The sequence below is a fragment of the Pseudosulfitobacter pseudonitzschiae genome (genome assembly GCF_900129395.1).
Classification (GTDB): Bacteria; Pseudomonadota; Alphaproteobacteria; order Rhodobacterales; family Rhodobacteraceae; genus Pseudosulfitobacter; species Pseudosulfitobacter pseudonitzschiae.
Window position 1 is genome coordinate 345,491 of sequence record NZ_FQVP01000004.1, and the last position, 20,890, is coordinate 366,380.

Consider the following 20,890-nt stretch of genomic DNA (forward strand, 5'->3'; position numbering starts at 1 on the left):
CGCTACCCCTCGGCCTGCGGCCTCACCCCGGAGTTTATCCGGCAAGATGAAGTGTCAGCGGCGACGCCCCTCGCGCAGCCATGCGGCGACGATGAACAGCGCGCTGAGCATCAGGACCAGCCAGCCCGGCAACAGTGCAGTGGCGCGCACGTCGCGGGTTTCAAAAGCGTTGCGGGGCGTCAGCCCGATCCAGCCGCGTCCCGCGGCAGGGCGGCCTTCGCGGACGTTTCGGATGTCGGGCAGGCCATCCTCCAGCAGCAGCGCGCCGCCGCGTGTGCTGTCTATGGCCGGTTGCAGCAATTCGGCGGTGCCGACGGTGTTGATAAACTCGCGCGGGGCGGCAGGCCCAAGGCCGATGACGGCGCTTTGGTCACCGTTTTCCAGACGGTAGAGGCCGATCTCGGGGCCCTGGTAATCCGCGATGAACTGGCCGGGGGCCACGTTGCGCAGGGTCAGTTCGGTGGTGGTGCCATCGGGGGCCGTGACGGTCACTGGCGGCACGGTATCGCTGAGCGTGCGGCGTTCGATCTGCATCGACTGGCCGCTGGCCGTGGCGGTCAGCGCCTCTTCTTCCAGTTCGGGTTCTTTCATCATCCAGTGTGCCAGACGGCGCAGCAGTTCCAGTTGCGGTCCGCCGCCTTCGTAGCCGCGCGACCACAGCCATGCGTGATCCGAGGCCAGCAGCGCCACACGTCCCTCGCCGACGCGGTCCAGCACCAGAAGCGGGCTGTCGTCGATGCCGGACATCACCACGTTGCCCGAATTCGGCCTGACGTCGATCTGGCGCAGCCAGCGGCCCCAGTCGCCGCGCGACGGCAGGTTGGTGGTGACGGGGTGGCGTTCGCCCAGCTCGGTGACCTTGGGGCGGTAGGCCTCTTCGCGCACGCGCGCGGTGGGCACCGCCGGCATCACGGCGCCCAGAGGCGAGCGGAACAGGCTGTCAGCCGTGGCAAAGTCCGGTCCCGCGGCAACCAGCACAGCCCCACCGTTGCGCACATAGTTGGCGACATTCTCCAGATAGAGCGCAGGCAGGATGCCGCGCCGCTTGTAGCGGTCAAAGATGATCAGGTCGAAGTCTTCGATCTTTTCCATGAACAATTCCCGTGTCGGGAAGGCGATCAGGCTCAGTTCGCCCACCGGCACGCCGTCTTGTTTGTCGGGCGGGCGCAGGATCGTGAAGTGGACCAGATCGACAGAGCTGTCCGATTTCAACAGGTTGCGCCATGTGCGCCCGCCTGCGTGCGGCTCGCCCGACACCAGCAGAACGCGCAGCCGGTCGCGCACGCCGTTCATCTGGATCAGCGCGGTGTTGTTGCGCGCGGTCAATTCGTCCTCTTGCGTGGGCGTGGTGAACTGGATCACGTTGCGCCCGCCATGGGGCAGGGTGACGGGCAGGTCAATGTCCTGGCCCACCGGCACGCGGAACCGCTGGGGGGCTTCGCCGTCCACAGAAATATCCAGCTCGGCAAAGGGCTCAGAGGTCGGCGCGGCGCCCATGTCCTCGACACGCAGGGTCAGGGTGACCGGCTCGCCGATGATGGCAAAGGCAGGTGCGCCCACCACGGTCAGGCGGCGGTCCCAGTCATCAGCAAAGCCTGATTGCAGCAGGTGCAGCGGCGCGGGCAGGGCCAGCGCCATATCGGCATCATGGACCTGTCCGTCGCTGAGCGCGATGAGGCCCGCGACCCGCGCCTGCGGCTCCTCGGCCAGCGCGTCGGACAGGGCAGCCATCAGATTGGTGCCGCCATCGCCCTCGGCGTCCGGCACGGTGATGCGGCGCACTTCGGTGTTGGGGCGCGCGGCCAGTTGCGCCTCAAGCGCGTCAGCCGCCTGTGCGGTCTGTTCGCTGCGCCCCGGCAAGCTTTGCGAGGCGCTGGTGTCTTCGGCCAGGATCACGATGTCGCTCAGCGGCGCGCGGTCCTCGACCTGATAGGAAGGTTGCGCCAATGCGGCCAACACCACCAGCGCCGCCGCCCCGCGCAAGGCCCAGCCGCGCAGGCCCCGCACCAGTGCCAGCACCACGCCAGCCAGTGCGATCACTGCCAGTATGGCCAGCCATGTCCACGGCAACAGCGGGTCAAAGATCACGGTTCCGGTCATTGGCCCAGCCGATCCAGCAAGGCAGGCACATGGACCTGATCGCTTTTGTAATTGCCGGTCAGCACATGCATGACCAGATTGACGCCAAAGCGGTAGGCCAGCTCTCGCTGGCGTTCGCCGCCAAAGCCACGCCCCACCGGCAGCATCGGATTGCCCGAGGCGTCAACCGCCCAGGCCCCCGCCCAGTCGTTGCCACCGATCACCACCGGAGTCACGCCATCGTTGAGGTTGCGGAATGGCATGCCCTCGACCTGTTCGGCACCGGGCGGCGAGGCTTCGGCCCAGACCTCGCGGCTGGTGTAGCGACCGGGAAAGTCCTGGAGCAGGTAAAAGGTGCGGGTCAGCACGTGGTCGGCGGGCACAGGTTCCAGCGCCGGAATGTCCAGCGGTGCGGCCAGATCCTGCAATTTGCGGCCATTGGGGCTGGCGGTGCCGAAACCTGCGACATTGGCGTCGCGGGTGTCGAACAGGATCAGCCCGCCCGAGCGCAGGTAGTCGTTCAGCCGCGCATAGGCTTCGGCAGAGGGGCGCGGCTGGTCGGGGGTGATCGGCCAGTAGAGCAGGGGGAAGAACGCCAGATCGTCGGTTTCAAGGTTCACGCCCATCGGCAGTGCAGGTTCGACCGAGGTGCGGAAGTACAAAGTATCGGACAGGCCGCGCAGGCCGGCTTGGGCGATCTCGTCCACATCGGCGTTGCCGGTCAGCACGTGGGCCAGCACGACCTCGGAGGTGGCCTCGATGGCGCGCTGGATGTCGTCGTCCTGTGCATCTGCGCCCTGCGGCACCATCAAGAGCAGCGCCAGTGCCGCCACCGCGCCACGGGTCGGACCCAGCCGTCCGGACAACGCAAGCGACGCCACCACATCCAGCGCCAACAGCAACAGCGCCAGACCCATCAGCAGGCCTCCCAGCGCCTCGGGCGGGGCGCTGCGAAAGCCGGTGACGGGAATGCGCGCGGGCCATGTGGCGGGGGTCAGAACCGCATCCGCCGTCAGCACGTTACGCGCCAGGAACCGGTCCTCCGAGGCATAAATCCCCGGCAGCATCTGCGGTCCCAGCGGGGCATCGACCAGAGTCGGCCCCTCGATGCCGGGGAGGGTGCCCGCATCGCGCAGCACGCCATAGCCGTCCATCACCTGTTCGGGTTGCCACACGGTGCCTTGCAGGTCGGCGGCCTCGGGGACCGTGGTGGCGGAGGACACGGCCAGACGCTCCAGCATCTCCACGAACAAACCTGACAGCGGCAGGGTGGACCATTCGGCGTTGGCGGTCACGTGGAACAGCACCACCTGCCCCTGCCCCAGGCGTTTGCGGGTGACCAGCGGCGTGCCGTCGGACAGGTCGGCGATGACCGCCTCGGCCAGATCGGGGCCGGGTTGCGCCATAACCTGCGCGCTGACGCGGACGTCATCGGGGATGTTCAGGCCGAAAAACGGCGAGCTGTCGCGGAAGGGGGCCAGCGATTTCGGTTCGCCCCAGCTCATCGCGCCGCCGACCGACCGGCCACCGCTGCGCAGGCGCACGGGCATCAGCGGATCGATCGCATCACGGCTGATGTCGCTGGCGGCCACATGCGGTCCGGCAAAACGCAAGAGCAGCCCGCCCTCTTCGACCCAATCGGCCAGCTTGGCGGTTTCGTCGTCGGTGAGCGTTGCCACATCGGCCAGCACGATCACATCGGGGTTGGCAGGCAGCACATCATCCAGCGCACCGTCCAGCAGGTCGGCGGTGGGGGCCAGCGCCTGTTGCAGGTAATGCAGCGGCGACAGCAGCTCCAGCCCTTCGCGGTCGGTGCGCCCTGCGACCAGCGCAACCTCGCGGCGGCGCAGGCTGTCATCGGTCAGGGTCAGCGCACCGGCGCTGCGCCCGCCCTGGATTTCGAAACGGGTGATGCGGGCGCGCAGTTCGGCAGGCAGGGCCAGTTCCGTCAGTGCCTTGGTCGCGCCATCGGCAAATTCGGCCTGTGCGGTGGCCAGTGTGGTCGGGTTGCCAGCGGGATCGCGCCCCTGCGCCAGCACGGTCACCGCTCGGGCCGGACCCGCCGCGGCACGCAGGGCAGACAGTTGCACAGCGCCATCCGCATAGGTTGCGGGCGTCATGCCCAATGTGGTCTGGCCGGACTGGACCACGGACACGGGGCCAAGCGTTTCAAGCGCCGCAAGCACGCGGTCCTGACCGTCATAGGCCAGGCTGTCACCCATCCAAAGAGCGCTGGACGCGCCGCTTTGCGCGATCAACTCAACGGCTGTATCGATTTGCGCGCTGTCCGGCTGCCAAGGCTCAGGCTGTAACCCGGCCAGCCGCGTGGACCATGTGTTCGCGGCCTGAAACGCCGGTGCTTCGGGACGGGTCAGTTGCAATATGCCGACAGTGCGGTCGTCTGCGGCGGCGCGGTTCAGTTCGCCCTGCAATGTTTCGATCATTTGTGGCCAATGCGCGGCACCGGCCCAGGTGCCATCCAGCACCACCAGCAGCGGGCCGCTTTCGCGGGCACGCTCGGTCTGCGGGTTCATCACGGGACCGGACAGGCCAAGGATCACTAGCGCCACCGCCAGCATCCGCAGCAGCATCAGCCACCACGGCGTGCGGTCCGACACGGCATCGGCGTCGGTCAGCCCGAGCAAGAGCGCCACGCCGGGAAAGCGGCGGCGGATCGGCGCGGGCGGGACCGCGCGAAGGATCAGCCACAGGATCGGCAGCGCCGCCAGCGCCACCAGCAACCACGGCGCGGTAAATCCGATGCCCCCCAGAACCGTCATCCGCGCACCACCACCGAGCGGTCCATCGCCCGGTACAGCCACAACAGCGCGGATTGCGCGCTGCTGTCGGTGTGATGCACGCCATAGTGCCAGCCGGTCAGCGCGCACAGGCGCTGAAGCTCGGCCTTGCGGGCGGCCAGACGCTCCAGATAGCGGTCGCGCAGGTCGTTCGCTTTCAGCGTTTCGTGGCGCAGGGTGCCGCCGACGCTTTCAAAGATCGTGCGCCCGCGAAACGGAAATGCCTCTTCTGACGGGTCCAGAACGTGCATCAACACGCCTCGCACGCCACGGTCGGCGGCCTTGGTCAGGGCCAGTTGCACGTCGGCGATGTCGCCCATGAAATCCGACGCGAACAGCGCCTGCGCATGGGGGATCATCGCGCGGTGTTCGGGCGGGCTGTAATCGTCGTCAGAATCCTCGGACAGCATTTGGGCCAATCGCACCACCTGCATCCGTCCACGCCGTGGCGGCAGACGGGTGCCGGTCAGGCCCACACGTTCACCGCCACGCACCAGCAGGATCGCCAGCGCCAGTGTCAGGACGCGTGCGCGCTCGGCCTTGGTCGGCAAAGCGTCAGAGCTGTTGAATCGCATCGATGCCCCTTGGTCGCACCACAGCATGACCGATTGCGCGATCTGCCATTCCCGTTCGCGCACGAATTGCGTGTCGCCCCGCGCGCTGCGGCGGTGGTCGATCATGCGGCGGCTGTCGCCCGCCTGTGCCGGGCGGTATTGCCAGAAATCATCACCCGTCCCCGCACGCCTGCGGCCATGGTCGCCCAACAGGACGGCACCGGCCAATTGCTCGGCACGGGCCAGCAGCGCGGGCAGGCGGGCGGCCTGATCCTCGGCTGACTGGCGCAGGGTGATCGGGTCTGGTGTCACGCGGCAGCCCGGCGGGACAGGCCCGCTGCGGTGGTTTCGATCAGGTTCACAAGGCTGTCGCCCCGCGCCCGCGCGGCAAAGTTCAACGCCATACGGTGCGTCAGCACAGGCCGCGCCATATCCACCACATCCTCGGCCGAAGGGGCCAGACGGCCATCCAGCAACGCCTTGGCCCGCACGGCCAGCATCAGCGCCTGCGAGGCACGCGGGCCGGGGCCCCATGCCACCGTGTCACGCACCTGTTGCGACGCGTCAGGCGCATCGGGACGGAAGGCACGCACAAGGTCCAGGATCATCTCGACCACGCTGTCGCCCACGGGCATCCGCCGCAGCAACCGCTGGGCCGCCAGCAATTCACCGCCCGAGAACACCGGCACGGCCTGTGCCTCGGCCTCGCCCGTGGTGGCGATCAGGATATCACGTTCGGTCTCGCGGTCGGGGTAGGCCACGTCGATCTGGACCAGAAAGCGGTCAAGCTGTGCCTCGGGCAGGGGGTAGGTGCCCTCTTGTTCGATGGGGTTCTGCGTGGCCAGTACGTGGAAGGGCGTGCCCAAGGGGCGATCCTCGCCTGCGACGGTTACGGTTTTTTCCTGCATCGCCTGCAACAGCGCCGATTGCGTGCGTGGCGAGGCGCGGTTGATCTCGTCGGCCATCAGCAACTGGCAAAAGATCGGGCCGGGCAAAAAGCGGAACACGCGGCTGCCGTCGGCGGCGGTGTCCAGAACCTCGGAGCCCAGAATATCGGCGGGCATCAGGTCGGGGGTGAACTGCACGCGGTTGCCGTCCAGCCCCATGACCGTGCTGAGCGTTTCCACCAGCCGCGTCTTGCCCAGACCGGGCAGGCCGATCAGCAACCCGTGACCACCGCACAAGAGCGCCGTCAGCGTCAGTTCGACCACGCGCGGTTGGCCGATGAACCGCCGTGTGATCGACGCCTTGGCCTGACCCAGTTTCTCGCCCAGGGCTTCGATCTCGGCCACCATGTTTTCGGCGTCACTCATGACTTTTCACTCTCGCAGGTTATATTACTCTTTCAGACAACGTATCGTGCAAACGCGAAATAGCAAAAGCCGGAAGGGGCAATTTTCAGTCATGAGCGGACAAAAAACCGTGACGCCCAACGCAGACAGCCTTGTTGCGTCGATTAAAGCAGCAAAAACGCGCGGACTGCCGCCGGTGGACAAGTGGAACCCCGCTTTTTGCGGCGATCTGGACATGCAGATCAAACGCGACGGCACGTGGTTCTATCAGGGCACGCCCATCGGTCGGCCCGGATTGGTCAAATTGTTCGCATCGATTCTCAAGCGCGAAGGCGATGACTATTTTCTGGTCACTCCGGTGGAAAAGGTTGGCATCACCGTCGAAGACGCGCCGTTCCTGGCCATCGACTTTGAGGCTGAAGGCGAAGGCACCGATCAGGTGCTGACGTTCGTGACCAAGACCGACGATGTCACCGTCGCAGGCCCCGACGCCCCGATCCGTGTGGAGCGCGATCCCGAGACCGGCGAGCCGTCACCCTATGTCCTGGTGCGCCGCAATCTCGAGGCGCTGATCGACCGCAAAAGCTTTTACCGGCTTGTGGACGTCGGCACCCATCACGAGGGTTGGTTCGGGGTGTGGTCCAGGGGGGAATTCTTTGGCATCATTCCATCGGATGAATTGCCCTGAACGGTTACGATTAGACCTTGGCGCGCCGCGCGCGGTGCGGCAGGTTGCGACCATGCCCAGATTTGCCGCCAATCTTACACACCTATGGCCCGACCTGCCCTTTCTCGACCGCTTTGATGCGGCAGCCGATGCGGGGTTCAAGGCGGTCGAAGTGCTGTTTCCCTATGATTTTCCCGCCGGAGATATCCAGAAAGCCCTGCGCCGCAACGGGCTTGAGATGATCCTGATCAATGCGCCGCCGCCGAATTACACAGGCGGGGAACGCGGCTTTGCTGCGATTGCAGGTCGCGAGGACCGCTTTGCCCACGACATGCGCCGCGCCACGCGGTTTGCACAGGCGCTGGGCGTGTCGTTCATTCACGTGATGGCCGGTGTGGCGCAGGGCGACGGGGCGCGGGCGGTGATGGTGGAGAACCTGAAACGCGCCTGCGATCTGGCACCCGAGGGGCTGACGCTGACGTTGGAGCCGTTGTGCCCGGCCTCGGCCCCCGGTTATTTCCTGAACGATTTCGATCTGGCGGCGGGGATCATCGCCGACGTGGGTGCGGACAACCTGGCGCTGCAATGGGACAGCTATCATGCGCAGGAAATCACCGGCGATGCTCTGTCCTCCTTTGCCGCGCTGCGCCCATTGATCCGCCACATTCAGATCGGGGACGCGCCGGACCGTGGTCCGCCGGGGAAAGGGACAGTGGATTTTGCCGCCCTGTTCCGCGCGATTGACGACAGCGGTTACGACGGCTGGGTGTCGGCGGAATACACGCCGGGTGGGTCGACGGAAAAGACCCTGGGCTGGATGAAGCGGGCCTAGGGGACGCTGAACGCTGGCCTCACGACGGGTTTTTGAACTCTGGGAGGCTGGACCGTGTCGGCCTGTTATGGGAAATCTTCGGCACCCAGTCCGGAAAGGTTCGCCGATGATTCCCGCGCGTTACGCTCACATTGCCTTTGGCTTTTTCCTCAGCGGGATGATGTCGCTGATTGTGTCGGGTATCAGCATGCTGCGTGCCACCGACGTGTGGGACGGTTTCCTTGGCGTCTGGATGGGCGCGTGGCTGACCAGTTGGGCCGTGGCCTTTCCGGTTGTGTTGTTCGTGGCGCCGCTGGCGCGGCGGATGGTGATGCGGCTGACCGTTCAGGGTTAGTGCGCTTCGGCCCAGTTCGCACCTTTGCCGGCGTCCACGGTCAGTTTCACGTCCAGTTTCACCACCGGATCGGCGGCGTTTTCCATCACATTGCGCGCGGCGTCGATCAGCGCGTCTTCTGACCCGTTGTCGACCTCGAACAACAGTTCATCGTGGACCTGCAACAGCATCGTTGCGGGCAACTCAGCGATGGCGGTGGGCATACGGATCATCGCGCGGCGGATCACATCGGCGGCGGTGCCCTGAATCGGCGCGTTGATCGCGGCACGGGCGGCGAAACCGGCGCGGGGGCCTTTGCTGGCGATCTCGGGCGTGTGGATCTTGCGGCCGAACAGGGTCTGGACAAAGCCGTGCTCTTTGGCGAACGCCTTGGTGTCGTCCATATAGGTGCGGATGCCGGGGAAACGTTCAAAATAGCGGTCGATGAACCCCTGCGCCTCGGCCCGCGGAATGCGCAGGTTGCGGGCCAGGCCAAAGCCAGAGATGCCGTAGATGACGCCAAAGTTGATCGCTTTGGCCTGACGGCGGATGTCGGGTGTCATCTCGTCCAGCGGTACGTTGAACATCTCGGACGCGGTCAGGGCGTGAATGTCGATGCCGTCAGCAAAGGCCTGTTTCAGTTCGGGAATATCCGCGATATGCGCCAGAATGCGCAGTTCGATCTGGGAATAGTCCAGCGCCACCAGCGTCTTGCCCTGCTCGGCCACGAAAGCCTCGCGGATGCGGCGGCCTTCTTCGCTGCGGATCGGGATGTTTTGCAGGTTCGGATCGGTCGAGGCCAGACGCCCGGTGGATGCCCCCGCGATGGAATAGGACGTGTGCACGCGGCCCGTGTCAGGGTTGATGTGATCCTGAAGCGCGTCGGTGTAGGTCGATTTCAGCTTGCTGAGCTGCCGCCAGTCCAGAATGCGGCGGGGGAAATCGTGTTCGGTTGCCAGGTCTTCGAGAATGTCGGCACCGGTGGAATATTTGCCATTCGCACCCTTCTTGCCACCCTCAAGGCCCATGTCCTCGAACAGCACCTCGCCCACTTGCGCGGGGGAGCCGACGTTGAATTTGCGGCCTGCCAGCTCGTAAATCTCGTCCTCAAGCCCGGCCATCTTTTGCGCAAAGGCATTGGACATGCGGCTGAGCGTGTCGCGGTCAACCTTGATGCCGGACCGTTCCATCGCGGCCAGCACCGGCACCAGCGGGCGTTCCAGCGTCTCGTAAACCTTGGTCACGCCAACGCGGTGCAATTGCGGTTTCAGGGTCTGCCACAGCCGCAGGGTGATGTCGGCATCCTCGGCGGCATAGGCCACGGCCTTGTCCAGCGGCACGCGGTCAAAGGTGATCGCGGATTTACCGGAGCCCAGCAGCGGTTTGATCGGGATCGGCGTGTGGCCGAGATAGCGTTCCGACAGCGTGTCCATGCCATGATTGTGCAGGCCCGCATGCTGCGCATAGGACAGCAGCATCGTGTCGTCGATGGGCGCGACGGTGATGCCAAGCTGGGCGAAAATCTTGGCGTCGTATTTCATGTTCTGCCCGATTTTCAGGACCGAAGGGTCCTCAAGCACCGGCGTCAGCATCTCAAGACACTGTTCCAGCGGCATCTGCCCCTCGGCCAGTTCGTCCGAGCCGAACAGATCGTCGGTGCCGCTGTCCTTGTGGATCAGCGGGATATAGCAGGCCTGACCCGGATCGACGCACAGCGAAATGCCCACCAGATCGGCGGTCATTTCGTTCAGGCCGGTGGTTTCGGTGTCGATGGCAACCCAGCCGCGTTCGCGGATGCGGTCGATCCAGACCTGCAGACCGGCTGCGTCGCGGACGTGTTCGTAGGCGTCCGGGTTGAACGGTACGGTTTCGGTCTCGGGCATGTCGGCGGGCGCGGGGGCCTTGTCCTCGATCACCGGCGCTTCGACGTGCAGTGCCTCGGCAATGCGTTTGGACAGGGTGCGGAATTCCATTTCGGCCAGGAAATTCATCAGCCGTTCGGGATCGGGGTCGCGCACTTCCAGATCGTCGAGCGTGAAGTCCAGCGGCGTGTTCTCGTCCAGCCGTACCAGATCACGGCTCAGACGGATCTGGTCGGCATGGTCGATCAATGTTTGGCGGCGTTTCGGTTGCTTGATCTCTTCGGCGCGGGCCAGAAGCGTGTCCAGATCGCCGAATTCGTTGATCAGCAGGGCGGCGGTCTTGATGCCGATGCCGGGCGCGCCGGGCACGTTGTCCACGCTGTCGCCGGCCAGCGCCTGCACATCGACCACGCGGTCGGGATAGACGCCGAATTTCTCAAACACGCCGTCGCGGTCGATGCTGCGGTTCTTCATCGCGTCCAGCATTTCAACGCCGTCACCCACCAGTTGCATCAGGTCCTTGTCGCTGCTGATGATGGTGCAGCGGCCCCCGGCGGCGCGGGCCTGAACGGCCAGCGTGGCGATGATGTCGTCAGCCTCGAAGCCTTCCTTTTCCTTGCAGGCGATGTTGAACGCCTCGGTCGCGGTGCGGGTCAGGGGGATCTGCGGGCGCAGGTCCTCGGGCATAGCTTCGCGGTTGGCCTTGTACTGGTCGTACATCTCGTTGCGGAAGGTGTGGCTGCCCTTGTCAAAGATCACCGCCACGTGGGTCACGTCGCTGCCGGTGTTGCCCTCGACATAGCGCTGCAGCATGTTGCAAAAGCCCGCGACCGCGCCAATCGGTAACCCGTCCGACTTGCGCGTCAGCGGCGGCAGGGCGTGGTAGGCGCGAAAGATAAAGGCCGAGCCGTCGATCAGGTGCAGGTGGCACCCTTTTCCGAATTTTGATGACATCACACCCTCGCTGCAAATTTTGACCTTCTTGTGCCACAGGCGGGCCAAGGCTTCCAGATGGCGTGCCGGTGGCAGGCGGAATTAGTTCGCGGTTCTGCCTGTGGATTGATACAGCCAGTGCGACAGGCTGACCGACAGCGGCAACGGCGTCCAAAGGCCAAAGCGCAGGCCCGCGGCGCGGATCATTTCGCCGACCCAGACGTTGCAGGTGCGAAAGCCGTTAAAGCGGCCCTTGGCCGGATAGAAAAGGTCCGTGTCGGTAAAGCCCGGAGTGGCCAGCGGCCTCTCGTCGCCAAAGGTGGCGCGCAGGGCGGTCAGGAAACGCGCATATTGCGCATCGGTCATGGCAAGGCTGCGCAATTCCAGTTCGGGCGGTACGGCACCCACCACATCCAGACGGATGACGGAACTGTCGCCGGTCAACCCGCGCCACGCCGCCTGCGCTGTCACGTCGCCATAGGCGCCGACGGTGGTATAGAAATCATGCGCGCCCCAGCCGACCAGCAGGTTTTGCGCGCCGTCCAGATCCATCAGCAGTGCCGCATCGGGCAGGTCGGCAAAAGCCGTGCGCGTCGCGTCGTCCAGCGGTAGGATGAAATCATAGTGGATCGGCCCTGCGATCAGCAGCACCTGATGTTCAGGCCTGCCATCATCCGCAATGTGCGCTGAAGGCACCAGCGCACCGACAATTGCAGCGCAAGGATAGCAAAGGATCAGGACAAGCAGGCAAACGGCAAGCCGTTTCAGCTTTCGGCCTTGTGGTCGGCGTGGACGAATTTGCAATCGCAATAGGGGCATTCGACCCAACCCGTGTCCTGCGGGATCTGCAACCAGACGCGCGGGTGGCCCAAGGCACCTTCCGAGCCGTCACAGGCCACGCGGTATTGTTCGACGATTTTGGTCTCGGGGGCTTGCAGGGTCATGGGCGTCCTCATCGGTCCGATAGTCGGGCCTTTATGGGCCACAAGGACGCCCCCATGCAAGGGGGATCAGTCCCTGTCGATCCGCAACTGATAGCAGTTGTTGCGCGCGCTGCGGGCGTGGATATAGGCGACCGTGGGGTCGGCAAAGATCGCGGCGATGCGCTGGTGCAGCTCGGCCACGGGGGCCACGACGCCGGTGCCATAGACGATGCGGTCGTCGGTGCCATAGCCCTTGATCAGATAGTCGGGAGACGAGGTCAAGATCGCGGGCAGGTCCGTGCCGCCACCCCGTTCGCAGGGATCGGCGCACAGGAATATCGGGCCGGTTTCCGCATAGGGATGCGTTCCTTCGAAAGGCTTGTGCGCGAGGATCAACATATCCGCGCCCTTGTGCACGTGGTTCAGGCAATGGCGGCAAGGGTTGCCCGCGCCGTTCGAGATGTGACGCTCGGGCGGGTTGCCATAGGCATCAGGCGCGCCCGCGCGCCAGGCTTCGACGGTTTCTGTGGGCAGGGCTGTGAACGTTGGCATCGGGCGTCTCCTTGTGCTGTGTCCAGCTAGGCCTACAGGGTGCGGCCCATCGACCCGTTTCCTGCGCAAACCGTCGATGTACAGTTCAATTCCGCCAATCCTGTTCAAAACGGTTCACCCCGGCGGTGCGCTGCGTTAGAACGCCACACAATAGTCACAAAGGTCGCGCCGCATCATGTCCCCAAAACCCGTTGTTCTGTGCATTCTTGATGGCTGGGGTCTGCGCGAGGAGACCACGGGAAACGCGCCCGCTCTGGCGAAAACGCCGACCTTTGACCGCATCATGGCGACGTGCCCCAATGCGACGCTGATCACCCACGGGCCGGATGTGGGCCTGCCGACGGGGCAGATGGGCAATTCCGAGGTCGGGCACACCAATATCGGTGCGGGCCGGGTGGTGGCGATGGACCTGGGCCAGATTGATCTGGCGATCGAGGATGGCTCGTTCTTTGAAAACAGCGCCTTGCAGGCGTTTATCGCAGGTTTGAAAGACACGGGCGGCACCGCGCATCTGATGGGGGTCGTGTCGGATGGCGGGGTGCATGGACACCTGAACCATATGATCGCGGCGGCCAGGGCTTGTGTCGACGCAGGCGTGCCGGTGAAAATCCACGCGCTGACCGATGGCCGCGATGTGGCGCCCAAGTCGGCGCAGGGGTATTTTCACACGCTGACCGATGCGCTGCCCGATGGCGTCACAATCGCAACTGTCACGGGGCGTTATTTCGCCATGGACCGCGACAACCGCTGGGACCGCGTGCAAAAAGCGTTTGACGCCATTGTGCATGGCAAAGGTGCGCGGGCCGACGATGCGCAGGATGCGGTGACACAGGCCTATTCCGCTGATACCACGGATGAATTCATCCCCGCCACGGTGATCGGCAGCTATGCAGGCGCGCAGGATGGCGACGGCGTGTTCTGTCTGAACTTTCGCGCCGACCGCGCCCGCGAGATCATGGCAGCCGTCGGCGCGCCTGACTTTGCGGCTTTTGATGTGGGCACACGCCCCCGATGGGCGGGGTTGCTGGGGATGGCCGAATATTCGGACCAGCATAACGCCTATATGCAGACCGCCTATCCCAAGCCTGCCATCGTCAACACGCTGGGTGCATGGGTCGCACAGCACGGGCTGCGCCAGTACCGCATCGCGGAGACCGAAAAATACCCCCATGTCACCTTCTTCCTGAACGGCGGCGTAGAGGTGCCGGCCGAAGGCGAAGACCGCTACATGCCCAAAAGTCCCGACGTGCCCACCTATGACGTGCAGCCCGAGATGTCGTCCGAAGAGGTCACGGCGCATCTGGTGCAGGCCATCGGCGACGGCTACGACCTGATCGTGGTCAACTATGCCAACCCCGACATGGTGGGTCACACCGGTGATCTGGACGCCGCGATTGCGGCCTGCGAGGCCGTGGACCGTGGTCTGACACAGGTCGTGGCGGCGCTGGAGGCGGCGGGAGGTGCGATGATCGTGACGGCGGATCATGGCAATTGCGAAGTGATGATCGACCCCGAAACCGGCGGGCCGCATACGGCGCACACGCTGAACCTTGTGCCGGTGGCCGTGGTCGGGGCCCAAGGCACGTTGCGGGCTGGGCGTCTGGCCGACCTTGCACCGACGCTGTTGCATCTGATGGGGTTGGAAAAACCCGACGAGATGACCGGGAGCAACCTGCTGACATGATCCGCGCGCTTGCCCTTCTGGTTTGCCTGTGGCCTGCGACCCTGTTCGCACAGGATGCGACCGCGCTGGCCCGTGATGCGGGTGCGCAGTTGCAAGAGGCCGCCGCGCAACTGGAAGAAGCCGACAGCGCCCGCGACCGCGTCAAGGCGTTGACCGCGACGATCAAGGCATATGAGGCGGGGCTGGCCGCCATGCGTGACGGGCTGCGACGCGCGTCCCTGCGAGAGACCCAGCTGACGCGGCAACTGGCGGCGCGGGACAGCGAAATCGCGGGCTTTCTGGGCACATTGCAAACCATCGGCAGCACGCCGTCGCCCACGTCCTTTCTGCATCCCGACGGACCGACCGGCACCGCACGGGCGGGGATGCTTCTGGCCGAACTGACACCGGCGCTGAACGCCCGCGCGTCCACCCTGCGCCGTGATCTGGAAGATGTGAAGAACCTGCGCGCGATCCAGACCCAAGCGACGGCGCAGATGCAAAAGGGCCTGACCGAAGTGCAGACCGCCCGCACCGCCCTGTCCAAGGCGCTGGCCGAACGCACCGACCTGCCGCGCCGTTTTACCGAAGATCCGGTGAACACGGCCATTCTGATCGAATCGTCGGAAACGCTGGATGCATTTGCCTCGGGCGTGTCGAATATTGCGCAGAATGAACAGTCGATCAGCCTGCCGGATCTGGCGGCACGCATCGGTGACCTGCCCTTGCCCGCGCAGGGGATCGTTCTGCGTGGCGCGAACGAGGCCGACGCTGCAGGCATCCGGCGCCCCGGTATCCTGTTGGGCACCCGCCCCGGCGCGCTGGTCACCTCGCCCACAGCTGCGACCGTGCGCTACCAGGGGCCGCTGCTGGATCTGGGGCAGGTGGTGATTCTCGAACCGCAGCCCGATACGTTGTTCATCCTCGCCGGTCTGGGGGCTGTTTATGTCGAAACCGGCGAAGTGGTGGCGACAGATGCACCGATTGGGCTGATGGGTGGGCTTTCTGCAGGCTCGGCGACAACTGAAATGTCACAGGAAGGTGAAGGCGCTGGCACTGCCCGTTCCGAAACGCTCTATATAGAAGTAAGACAAGACAACGTTCCGCAGGACCCGGCATCGTGGTTCCGCCAAGGTAAGGATGGATAAAGTCTGATGAGAAAATTCGTTATGGCCGCATTGGGTGGCACATTGGCGGGTGCGATCGCCACGACGCAGATCGCAGGCCCCCTGCTGGCACAAGAGGCAACACGCAATTCCAGCGTCTACGAGCAGCTCGACCTGTTTGGGGACATCTTCGAGCGCATCCGCTCGCAATATGTCGAGGAAGTCGAGCCGTCAGAGCTGATCGAGGCGGCCATCGACGGAATGCTGACATCGCTGGACCCGCATTCGTCCTATCTGTCCCCGGCGGACGCGGACGCCATGCGCGTGCAGACCAGCGGCGAATTTGGCGGTCTGGGCATCGAGGTCACGCAGGAAGAAGGCTTTGTCAAAGTCGTCTCGCCCATCGACGGCACGCCTGCTGCCGAAGCGGGCATCGAAGCAGGTGATTTCATCACGCACGTCGATGGCGAAAGCGTGCTGGGCCTGACCCTTGACGCGGCTGTCGAAAAGATGCGCGGGCCGGTCGGTTCGGAAATCGTCATCACCGTGGTGCGCGAGGGTGAAACGGAACCTTTCGACGTGTCGATCATCCGCGACACCATCGAATTGCAAGCCGTGCGTGCCCGCGTTCAGGGCGAAACCGTTGTGCTGCGGGTGACCACGTTCAACGAAAAAACCTTCCCCAACCTCGAGGCGAAGCTGGCCGAAGAAGTTGAAAAACTGGGTGGTATGGACAACGTGAACGGCTTTGTTGTTGATCTGCGCAACAACCCTGGCGGACTGCTGACCCAGGCGATCAAAGTGTCCGATGCTTTCCTCGAAGAGGGTGAAATCGTTTCGACCCGTGGCCGCGAAGCCGCCGATGGCGACCGTTTCAACGCCACGCCGGGTGATCTGGCACAGGGCAAGCCGATTGTCGTGCTGATCAACGGTGGTTCGGCCTCGGCTTCGGAAATCGTGGCCGGTGCGCTGAAAGATCACCGTCGTGCGATCATCGTGGGCACCAAGTCGTTTGGTAAAGGGTCGGTTCAGACGGTGATGCCGTTGCAGAACGGCGGCGGGATGCGCCTGACCACGGCGCGCTATTACACCCCATCGGGCCGGTCGATCCAATCGCTCGGCGTCAGCCCCGACATCGTCGTGCAACAGCCGCGCCGCGAGCCGGATACCACCGAGGAAGACGACGGCCCCGCATTGCTGCGTTCCGAAGCGGACCTGCGTGGGGCGATCTCGAACGACAGTCTGAGCGAGGACGAGATCGAGCAGATCAAGGAAGACCGCGCCAAGGCAGAAGCCGCCGCAGAACTGCGCGAAGAGGATTACCAGCTGGCCTATGCCATCGACATCCTCAAGGGGCTGTCGGCACTGGGCCCCAAGAACTGATCAAGGAAAACGGGCGGCGCAAATGCGTCGCCCTTTTTCTATCCGGCGATCACATCAGCGAAATCTGAATTTTTGCACAGGTGGCCCGTCATCCGATGCGGATGACAGCAGGAATTCAAAACGAATTCCCCTTTCTACAGCGACAGGATCAGGCGGTTTCGACGCAATGACGGCGGAACGCGCGTTTCAGCATGTCCAGCTCGGCCCGCAAAAGGTCCATCTCGGCGCGGATATCATCGCCCAGCACTTCGCCCGCGATCAGGTGAAAATGCGCCAGCCTGGTGCCGTCGTCCGCGTCGCTGATCACAAAGGTCTGAACCCCTTCGGTAATCGCGTCAGAGGGGATCGGCACCTGCAACAGCCAGTGACCTTGCGCGGGATCTTCAGTCAGCTGCACATTGGCCACAGGTTTGTCCAGCAGGCGCACGTCCAGTTTCGGAACCTCCTTGCTGTCCGAACTGACGATGCCCTGCCAGATGCCGTTGGTGATCTTGGTGCCTGTGACAGTCAGATTGCTCATGATATGGGCCTTTCGTTACAGGGCGGCGCGGGGGCGGCGCGAGAATGTCAGATCACGCAGGATCACCTGGTTCATCTCTGGCCCCTCAAAGATCAGATCGACCCAGACCTTTTCGACCCGCTTTTCATTCAGGTTGGAATAGGCCAGGTCAAACTCGACCACGATATCCTCTTCGTGCAGGGGCAGTTCGCGCACGATTTGTTCGGTGTTGGGGCCATGCTTGATGTTCAGGCGGGCAAAGATTTCCAGCGGTTTTTCCATCTCGACAATGCAGGACATGCGCACCAGATGGGTGCGGCGCAAGCCCTCTGCCGCCCCGCCAGGCAGGTCGACGACCAGTGACAGGAACGAACCGTCAAACCGGAAAACATCCATGCGCAGACCGTAAGGGGCGATGTCCTCCTCGCGGGTGTTGCGGATCTGGCGCAGGGTCAGTTCGCTGAGCTTGCAGTCGTGAAACAAGGTGACTTCGCTGCCCAGCATCGACTTGGTCTGGACCGACGACATGCCGGGGCGGTGCAGCGGGCCACGCCACAGTTCCGGGCGCCAGGCCCAGTCCGAATTGTGGGGTTTGGCAAAGCTGGTGGACCCGATCACCGGCAGGGCCAGACGTTCGTCGGCTGTATGGATCAGGCGGTCGATATGGGCGCGCATCAGGCGGGCACTGTTGCGCAGCTGGCGCAGGGTGTGCAGGTTCACATTGCGCGCATTGCGCGCGGCACGCGCCCAGCGGCGCATTGTCCGTTTGTGCGACAAACGCTCTAGCAGACTGATCTTGTTTTCTGGCACGGGCCGCTTCGCCTCTGGTCTTGCGCGTGGGGGTATCTAACGAAATGCTTTCGGTCAAATAAACCGGCAATCGCCCATGCGAGGCGATTTTCTGTCTCTGAATCTATTCTGTCGCAGTCGATGTCTGGCCTGCCGCGACCACTTGTGCCGCCGCCTGCGCGCGGGTGCGTTGCATCAACCGGTCCAGCAGCTGGCCGCCCTCTGCTCCGGTGGCACCGCTGTCATCGGCACCGTACATCGCAAGCCCCACCAGATGCGACCCGACCTGACCCGTGCCACGCCAGTGGGTCGCCGAAAGTCCCTCGCGGGCAGGGGCCGTGCCCCGCACACGCAGCAACACGGCGTCCTTGGTTTCGCGTCGGTCCAGAACCGTGCCGTCCGACAGGGCCGCTTCCATCGACTGGGCGGTGATCGACGGCGCACCCGCCGGTGCGGTGGACAGGCTGACGGTGATCAGCCCCAGCGGCGCACCAAAGGCGCCATCGGGGTCCCCCAAGGTGTCGCACCGCGCCAGCAGGGCAAAGCTGGACTTTAGGCTGCGTTTGTCGATGCAGAATCCTTCGGGCGCAACCAGGGTCAGCGCGCCATTGGCCATCACGGCGTGGCGCGGCGGCGCAGAGGTTGCGCCGCCGCCCACATCACATCCCGCAAGGGCCATCAGCCCCGCAAGGATGGCACCTTTACAGGTCCCAATATTCATGCCGCTCAAGCTTGGCGCCGGGGTGGGTGACCGCCCCTTTGTACGTCGCGCCAACCAGTTGCGCATACTTCCAAAGCGCGCCTGCGCCATAGATTGTCTCGCGCGGGCCTTTCCATTCGGCCTTGCGCGCGGCCAGTTCGTCATCGCTCAGCGCCACGTTGATGGTGCCCTCGATGGCGTTGATGGTGATCACGTCACCGTCTTTCAACAGTGCGATCGGTCCACCATGTGCGGCTTCTGGCCCGACGTGACCCACGCAGAACCCGCGTGTTGCGCCCGAGAAACGGCCGTCTGTGATCAGCGCCACCTTCTTGCCCATGCCCTGACCGGACAGCGCAGCCGTGGTTGCCAGCATTTCGCGCATACCCGGACCGCCCGAGGGGCCCTCGTTGCGGATCACGAACACGTCGCCTTCTTCGTAGGTGCGTTGTTGTACAGATTCGAACGCATCTTGTTCACATTCGAAGACGCGCGCGGGGCCGGTAAAGATCTGGTGCTGGGCTTCCATGCCCGCAACCTTCACGATGGCACCTTCGGGCGCGATGTTGCCTTTCAGGCCCACAACGCCGCCGGTTTTGGTCAGCGGTGTTTCGATCGGGTAGATCACCTTGCCGTCGGCTTCCAGCGCGACCTTGTCCAGTTCTTCGCCGATGGAATAGCCCGTGGCGGTCATGCAATCTTCGTGGATCAGGCCCGCCTTGCGCAGCTCCTTCATCACGACAAAGATGCCGCCCGCCTCGTAAAGATCCTTGGCCACGTATTGGCCGCCGGGTTTCAGGTCGACGAAATAGGGTGTCTCGCGGAAGATGTCGCAGACGTCCTCCAGGAAAAAGTCGATGCCGGCCTCGTGTGCCATGGCGGGCAGGTGCAGGCCGGCGTTGGTCGAACCACCGGTGCAGGCCACGACGCGTGCCGCGTTTTCCAGCGACTGGCGGGTGACGATGTCACGCGCGCGGATGTTTTTCTCGATCAGGTTCATCACCGCAGCGCCCGACGCCTTGGCGTATTCATCGCGCGACTCGTATGGGGCGGGCATGCCCGACGAGTTGGGAAGTGCCAGACCAATTGCCTCGGACACGCAGGCCATCGTATTGGCGGTGAACTGGCCACCGCAGGCACCGGCAGAGGGGCAGGCGACGCGTTCGAGAATGTCCAGCTCGGCCTCGGTCATGGTTCCGTTTTGCTGGTGGCCAACCGCTTCGAACATGTCTTGCACGGTCAGGTCGCGGTCCAGGTATTCCGCAGGCACCGAAGCGCCCTTGGCCACGCGACCCGGCAGGATCGACCCGCCGTACAGGAACACCGAGGGCACGTTCAGACGGATCATCGCCATCATCATGCCCGGAAGCGATTTGTCACAACCGGCCAGACCCACAAGCGCGTCATAGCAATGGCCGCGCATGGTCAGCTCGACCGTGTCGGCAATCGCCTCGCGCGAAGCCAGCGACGACCGCATGCCTTCGTGGCCCATGGCGATCCCGTCGGTGACGGTGATCGTGGTGAATTCGCGCGGCGTGCCGTAAGCGGATTTTACGCCCATCTTGACCGCTTGAGCCTGACGGTTCAGCGAAATGTTGCACGGGGCCGCTTCGTTCCAGCAGGTGGCAACGCCGACCAGAGGCTGGTGAATTTCCTCTTCGGTCATGCCCATCGCATAGTAATATGACCGGTGCGGCGCGCGTGCGGGCCCTTCGGTCACATGACGGCTTGGCAATTTGGATTTGTCGAACTTGCCCTTGAGCATTTTGGCCTCCCGATGATGCGTTGTCCTTGCAATAACGGCCAGAACTATGGGGCACAAGATGCAAGGCATCTCGCGCACAGGGCACAGGCCGCAGATGCACAGGTCGGCAGCTTGATTTCACCCAGAGCGGGACATAACTTGGCTTACCGAACGTCCCACAGGCCCGCGTGGCAAATCAGG

The 20,890-nt window shown here is 64.2% G+C and carries 18 protein-coding genes; 6 read left to right on the forward strand and 12 right to left on the reverse strand.

Annotation, left to right across the window (positions count from 1 at the left end; all coding sequences use genetic code 11):
- Positions 1-54: 54 nt before the first annotated feature.
- From BUC08_RS13455 to BUC08_RS13470, 4 genes are read right to left on the reverse strand one after another with little or no spacing between them, the layout of a single operon-like run.
- Positions 55-2,100: a membrane protein gene (locus tag BUC08_RS13455; RefSeq protein WP_037922935.1), complete on the reverse strand. Its 2,046-nt coding sequence runs from the start codon at positions 2,098-2,100 to the stop codon at positions 55-57.
- The gene (locus BUC08_RS13460) at positions 2,097-4,859 is read right to left on the reverse strand and encodes a DUF4159 domain-containing protein (protein WP_037922938.1); all 2,763 of its coding nucleotides are present in this window, start codon (positions 4,857-4,859) and stop codon (positions 2,097-2,099) included. Before BUC08_RS13460 ends, BUC08_RS13455 begins: the two co-directional genes overlap by 4 nt.
- Positions 4,856-5,743, reverse strand: a complete 888-nt coding sequence (locus BUC08_RS13465; protein ID WP_037922939.1) for a DUF58 domain-containing protein — start codon at positions 5,741-5,743, stop codon at positions 4,856-4,858. The genes BUC08_RS13460 and BUC08_RS13465 overlap by 4 nt, the downstream gene beginning before the upstream one ends.
- Entirely contained in the window at positions 5,740-6,744 is a 1,005-nt protein-coding gene (locus BUC08_RS13470) for an AAA family ATPase (protein ID WP_037922942.1), read from the reverse strand. Before BUC08_RS13470 ends, BUC08_RS13465 begins: the two co-directional genes overlap by 4 nt.
- Positions 6,745-6,835: 91 nt before the next feature.
- Here BUC08_RS13470 and BUC08_RS13475 point away from each other — a divergent pair, with 91 nt between their 5' ends.
- From BUC08_RS13475 to BUC08_RS13485, 3 genes are all read left to right on the forward strand, one after another.
- The gene (locus BUC08_RS13475) at positions 6,836-7,411 is read left to right on the forward strand and encodes a DUF1285 domain-containing protein (RefSeq protein ID WP_037922944.1); all 576 of its coding nucleotides are present in this window, start codon (positions 6,836-6,838) and stop codon (positions 7,409-7,411) included.
- Positions 7,412-7,463: 52 nt separating this feature from the next.
- Positions 7,464-8,222 (forward strand): hydroxypyruvate isomerase family protein, encoded by a 759-nt coding sequence (locus tag BUC08_RS13480; protein WP_037922947.1) that lies wholly within the window; start codon positions 7,464-7,466, stop codon positions 8,220-8,222.
- A gap of 106 nt (positions 8,223-8,328) precedes the next feature.
- Positions 8,329-8,556, forward strand: coding sequence for a DUF2798 domain-containing protein (locus BUC08_RS13485; RefSeq protein WP_037922950.1), 228 nt, complete (start codon positions 8,329-8,331; stop codon positions 8,554-8,556).
- Here the strand turns inward: BUC08_RS13485 and polA are convergent.
- The 4 genes from polA to BUC08_RS13505 form a co-directional block, all read right to left on the reverse strand.
- Positions 8,553-11,351: a DNA polymerase I gene (gene polA / locus BUC08_RS13490; RefSeq protein ID WP_037922952.1), complete on the reverse strand. Its 2,799-nt coding sequence runs from the start codon at positions 11,349-11,351 to the stop codon at positions 8,553-8,555. The genes BUC08_RS13485 and polA overlap by 4 nt on opposite strands.
- A gap of 81 nt (positions 11,352-11,432) precedes the next feature.
- Positions 11,433-12,128, reverse strand: coding sequence for a TIGR02117 family protein (locus BUC08_RS13495; protein ID WP_412458487.1), 696 nt, complete (start codon positions 12,126-12,128; stop codon positions 11,433-11,435).
- The gene (locus BUC08_RS13500) at positions 12,095-12,274 is read right to left on the reverse strand and encodes a zinc-finger domain-containing protein (RefSeq protein ID WP_037922955.1); all 180 of its coding nucleotides are present in this window, start codon (positions 12,272-12,274) and stop codon (positions 12,095-12,097) included. The genes BUC08_RS13495 and BUC08_RS13500 overlap by 34 nt, the downstream gene beginning before the upstream one ends.
- Before the next feature lie 66 nt (positions 12,275-12,340).
- Positions 12,341-12,805 carry a DUF1203 domain-containing protein gene (locus tag BUC08_RS13505; RefSeq protein WP_037922957.1) on the reverse strand — a complete coding sequence of 155 codons (465 nt, stop codon included), beginning with the start codon at positions 12,803-12,805 and terminating at the stop codon, positions 12,341-12,343.
- 172 nt (positions 12,806-12,977) lie between these two features.
- On the opposite strand from BUC08_RS13505, the gene gpmI reads away from it, so the two are divergent.
- From gpmI to BUC08_RS13520, 3 genes are read left to right on the forward strand one after another with little or no spacing between them, the layout of a single operon-like run.
- Positions 12,978-14,489 (forward strand): 2,3-bisphosphoglycerate-independent phosphoglycerate mutase, encoded by a 1,512-nt coding sequence (gpmI, locus tag BUC08_RS13510; RefSeq protein ID WP_037922959.1) that lies wholly within the window; start codon positions 12,978-12,980, stop codon positions 14,487-14,489.
- The gene (locus BUC08_RS13515) at positions 14,486-15,616 is read left to right on the forward strand and encodes a murein hydrolase activator EnvC family protein (protein ID WP_037922960.1); all 1,131 of its coding nucleotides are present in this window, start codon (positions 14,486-14,488) and stop codon (positions 15,614-15,616) included. Before gpmI ends, BUC08_RS13515 begins: the two co-directional genes overlap by 4 nt.
- A 6-nt stretch (positions 15,617-15,622) precedes the next feature.
- Complete coding sequence (locus BUC08_RS13520) at positions 15,623-16,957, forward strand: S41 family peptidase (protein WP_037922961.1); 1,335 nt, start codon at positions 15,623-15,625, stop codon at positions 16,955-16,957.
- 148 nt (positions 16,958-17,105) lie between these two features.
- Here BUC08_RS13520 and BUC08_RS13525 read toward each other — a convergent pair whose 3' ends face one another.
- The 4 genes from BUC08_RS13525 to ilvD form a co-directional block, all read right to left on the reverse strand.
- Positions 17,106-17,477, reverse strand: a complete 372-nt coding sequence (locus tag BUC08_RS13525) for a hypothetical protein (protein ID WP_037922963.1) — start codon at positions 17,475-17,477, stop codon at positions 17,106-17,108.
- Positions 17,478-17,492: 15 nt separating this feature from the next.
- Complete coding sequence (locus tag BUC08_RS13530; protein WP_037923454.1) at positions 17,493-18,251, reverse strand: DUF6478 family protein; 759 nt, start codon at positions 18,249-18,251, stop codon at positions 17,493-17,495.
- A gap of 118 nt (positions 18,252-18,369) precedes the next feature.
- Entirely contained in the window at positions 18,370-18,966 is a 597-nt protein-coding gene (locus tag BUC08_RS13535) for a hypothetical protein (RefSeq protein WP_051693999.1), read from the reverse strand.
- Positions 18,947-20,710 carry a dihydroxy-acid dehydratase gene (ilvD, locus tag BUC08_RS13540; protein ID WP_037922964.1) on the reverse strand — a complete coding sequence of 588 codons (1,764 nt, stop codon included), beginning with the start codon at positions 20,708-20,710 and terminating at the stop codon, positions 18,947-18,949. The genes BUC08_RS13535 and ilvD overlap by 20 nt, the downstream gene beginning before the upstream one ends.
- Positions 20,711-20,890 lie beyond the last annotated feature (180 nt).

Coding starts and splice junctions, on each gene's coding strand:
- BUC08_RS13455 (WP_037922935.1), bottom strand. CDS start 2,100: ATGACCGGAACCGTGATCTTTGACCCGCTGTTGCCGTGGACATGGCTG.
- ilvD (WP_037922964.1), bottom strand. CDS start 20,710: ATGCTCAAGGGCAAGTTCGACAAATCCAAATTGCCAAGCCGTCATGTG.
- BUC08_RS13525 (WP_037922963.1), bottom strand. CDS start 17,477: ATGAGCAATCTGACTGTCACAGGCACCAAGATCACCAACGGCATCTGG.
- BUC08_RS13535 (WP_051693999.1), bottom strand. CDS start 18,966: ATGAATATTGGGACCTGTAAAGGTGCCATCCTTGCGGGGCTGATGGCC.
- BUC08_RS13485 (WP_037922950.1), top strand. CDS start 8,329: ATGATTCCCGCGCGTTACGCTCACATTGCCTTTGGCTTTTTCCTCAGC.
- polA (WP_037922952.1), bottom strand. CDS start 11,351: ATGTCATCAAAATTCGGAAAAGGGTGCCACCTGCACCTGATCGACGGC.
- BUC08_RS13480 (WP_037922947.1), top strand. CDS start 7,464: ATGCCCAGATTTGCCGCCAATCTTACACACCTATGGCCCGACCTGCCC.
- BUC08_RS13505 (WP_037922957.1), bottom strand. CDS start 12,805: ATGCCAACGTTCACAGCCCTGCCCACAGAAACCGTCGAAGCCTGGCGC.
- BUC08_RS13475 (WP_037922944.1), top strand. CDS start 6,836: ATGAGCGGACAAAAAACCGTGACGCCCAACGCAGACAGCCTTGTTGCG.
- BUC08_RS13500 (WP_037922955.1), bottom strand. CDS start 12,274: ATGACCCTGCAAGCCCCCGAGACCAAAATCGTCGAACAATACCGCGTG.
- BUC08_RS13515 (WP_037922960.1), top strand. CDS start 14,486: ATGATCCGCGCGCTTGCCCTTCTGGTTTGCCTGTGGCCTGCGACCCTG.
- BUC08_RS13470 (WP_037922942.1), bottom strand. CDS start 6,744: ATGAGTGACGCCGAAAACATGGTGGCCGAGATCGAAGCCCTGGGCGAG.
- BUC08_RS13460 (WP_037922938.1), bottom strand. CDS start 4,859: ATGACGGTTCTGGGGGGCATCGGATTTACCGCGCCGTGGTTGCTGGTG.
- BUC08_RS13520 (WP_037922961.1), top strand. CDS start 15,623: ATGAGAAAATTCGTTATGGCCGCATTGGGTGGCACATTGGCGGGTGCG.